General features: G+C 59.2%; 1 protein-coding gene and 1 tRNA gene. One reads left to right on the top strand and one right to left on the bottom strand.

All coding sequences use genetic code 11. From position 1 onward, the window contains the following. The first annotated feature begins 183 nt into the window (after nt 1-183). Entirely contained in the window at nt 184-2,118 is a 1,935-nt protein-coding gene (locus AAAB16_RS05980) for a methyl-accepting chemotaxis protein (RefSeq protein WP_340662517.1), read from the top strand. 162 nt (nt 2,119-2,280) lie between these two features. Here the strand turns inward: AAAB16_RS05980 and AAAB16_RS05975 are convergent. Then, nucleotides 2,281-2,367 (bottom strand) — tRNA-Leu (locus AAAB16_RS05975). Nucleotides 2,368-2,443 lie beyond the last annotated feature (76 nt).

Below are 2,443 nucleotides of genomic sequence, written 5' to 3'. Positions count from 1 at the left end.
TCATCCGTTTGCCTGAGTGCTGAGGTTGCCGCAGAAACTGCGGTAGAGCATGACAAAGGGTCGCCAGTGGCGGCCCTTTGTCGTTTCTGAGCATCTGGCCAGGTTTAGCGGCATGGCCCTTGCTGGTGCTCAAGTTATCCCAGCGGTTGCCGTCACACAGGTGTCGGGTATTGGAGGTTTGTCGTGTCTGCCATTGTTTCGCTATTGCGTAGTCGCTTGCTGCGCCCCGTTTTCATTGCTCTAGGCATTGCCCTACTGGTGCAGGTCCTGGTGGCTGTTGCACTAACTCGGAGCACGGTGGGTGCGTTGGAGGTCGATCTTGGCAAGCGCCTGGGTGCTGATACCCAGCGTCTTGAGTCTGAATTGGAAGAGGCGGGGCGTGAGCTTTCTTCCGGGCTCGGTACGTTGTCGACGCGCACCCGTGAGCGTTTGGCGGCTGGCTTGTCGGCCCGCCTGAAAGAAGAGCAAGGCCAGATGCGCGCCATGCTTGAGCAGAACCTTAAAGACTCGGCCAATGACATGGCTCAGCTGCTGGCAGCTGTTGCCCCGCGTGCCATGTGGGATAACGATGGTCCGGCACTCTCCGAGTTTGCCCGGCGTGCCCAGCGCAACCCTAACGTGTTGTTTGTGGTCTACGACGACGCCCAAGGCGAGCACCTGACCCGTTACCTCAATCGCGAAAATCCCCTGATCAAGGCGCTGATGGAAAAAGGCGAGGGCGAGCGCGCTCTGGATAAAGTGCTAAACGCGGCAAAAAACGATAAATCGGTTTACCTCATCGAGGCCTCCATCAGCCCCAATGGCGTGGAGATCGGCAAGGTATTGATGGGGGTTTCCACCGCTTCTGTTGAGCAGCAGTTGGTGGCATTGGATAAGCGCTTCACCGCGCTGATCGCCAGTGGCGACCAATTGGTGGCTGACAGCCTTTCCGGCGCCGCTACCGATAGCACTGCCGCTCTCACCGCACGGCTGAAAGCGGCGCAAACTGAAACTGCTGGCATGGCCGACGGTGCGCGTACCTCGGTGCGTGAGTCGGCGGCGACCTTGAAGTGGCGCATTGGTTTGGGCTTGGTGTTGGTTGGTCTCGGGGTGCTGTTGACCTTGGCTGTGGTGCTGGGCCGACGTGTGGTTAACAAGCTGCATCTGCAGATTGCCGCACTTAACGATCTGGCGGCAGGTGAGGGCGATCTCACCCGGCGTATTGAAGTCACCAGTCACGATGAAATCGGCGATATGGCCATCGCCGTAAACCGTTTTGTCGAGAAGCTGCAGCCCATCGTTCGTGAAGCGGGCGAAGTCGCGGTCAGTACCGGCGTTGAAATTAAAGGTCTGGCGACTCGTAGTGTGGCGGCCGAGGCGGCGGCAGAGCGTCAGCGCGATGAGGTGGCGGGCAGTCTTGAGGCACTTGCCATTATGGCGGGCGATGCACAGGCAGAAAGTCGTGCCATGCAGGCGGCATTGCAGCGGGTGGTGTCGATTCGTCAGGACGCTAACGAGAATGCCGTGATCGCCACCAAGGTCGGTGCCTTGATTGAAGAGCTGGTTTCACGCGTCGATGCCGGTTCCGCGGTAATTGAACGCCTGGCGCGGCAGAGCGAACAAATCGAAATGGTGCTGACCGTTATTCATGGCATTGCCGAGCAAACCAACTTGCTGGCGCTGAACGCCGCCATTGAAGCGGCCCGCGCTGGCGAAACCGGTCGCGGCTTTGCCGTGGTGGCGGACGAGGTGAGGGCGCTGGCGAGCAAGACTCAGCAATCTACCGGCGACATCCAATCCCATATCACCGCCTTGCAGCAGGGTGCGCGTGAGGCCGTGTCGGTGATTGGTCGCGCGGGTCAGCAAGCGAATGAAGGCTTGGCGGCGTTGCGTGATAGCGAGCGGCTGCAGTTGTCTGTGCAGGCGGCGGTTGACGATGTGCACGCGGCAATCAAGGCCGCTACTCAGGCCGCTGCGCACCAGGCGCAGGGCGCCGATGCGGTGCGTGGGCGGGTGGAGGTTATCCACGTTGAAGCGCAGCGTGCGGCAGAGGCGGGTGCGGCGACAGCGGCGAGTGGGCGCGTGCTGGATGGGTTGGCGTTGCGGCTGAAATCCAGCTTGGGCCAGTTCCGCGTTTAAGTGCGCGAATGCAAGAAACGAAAAAGCCGAGGAGTTCCTCGGCTTTTTTATAGGTGCTCTTTAAAGGCGTTGCAGCGTAGTGTCACGAGCAAATTACAGGCACAAAAAAACCGGCCTAAGCCGGTCTTTTTGTTGCCGATGTTGGTAGTCATCGGACTGAAATGGTGCCCAGGAGAAGACTCGAACTTCCACGATGTTGCCATCGCTAGGACCTGAACCTAGTGCGTCTACCAATTCCGCCACCTGGGCGTTGAGTTCGTTGATTACTCAAGTACTTTCAACTACAACAACGTTTGCCGTCGTTGTGGGCGCGAAATATACGGAC

The sequence above is a fragment of the Pseudomonas sp. genome, from assembly GCF_037994325.1.
In the GTDB taxonomy this organism is placed as follows: domain Bacteria; phylum Pseudomonadota; class Gammaproteobacteria; order Pseudomonadales; family Pseudomonadaceae; genus Aquipseudomonas.
Note: the sequence above shows the minus strand (reverse complement) of the source record. Positions and strands in the feature narration are given on the sequence as shown.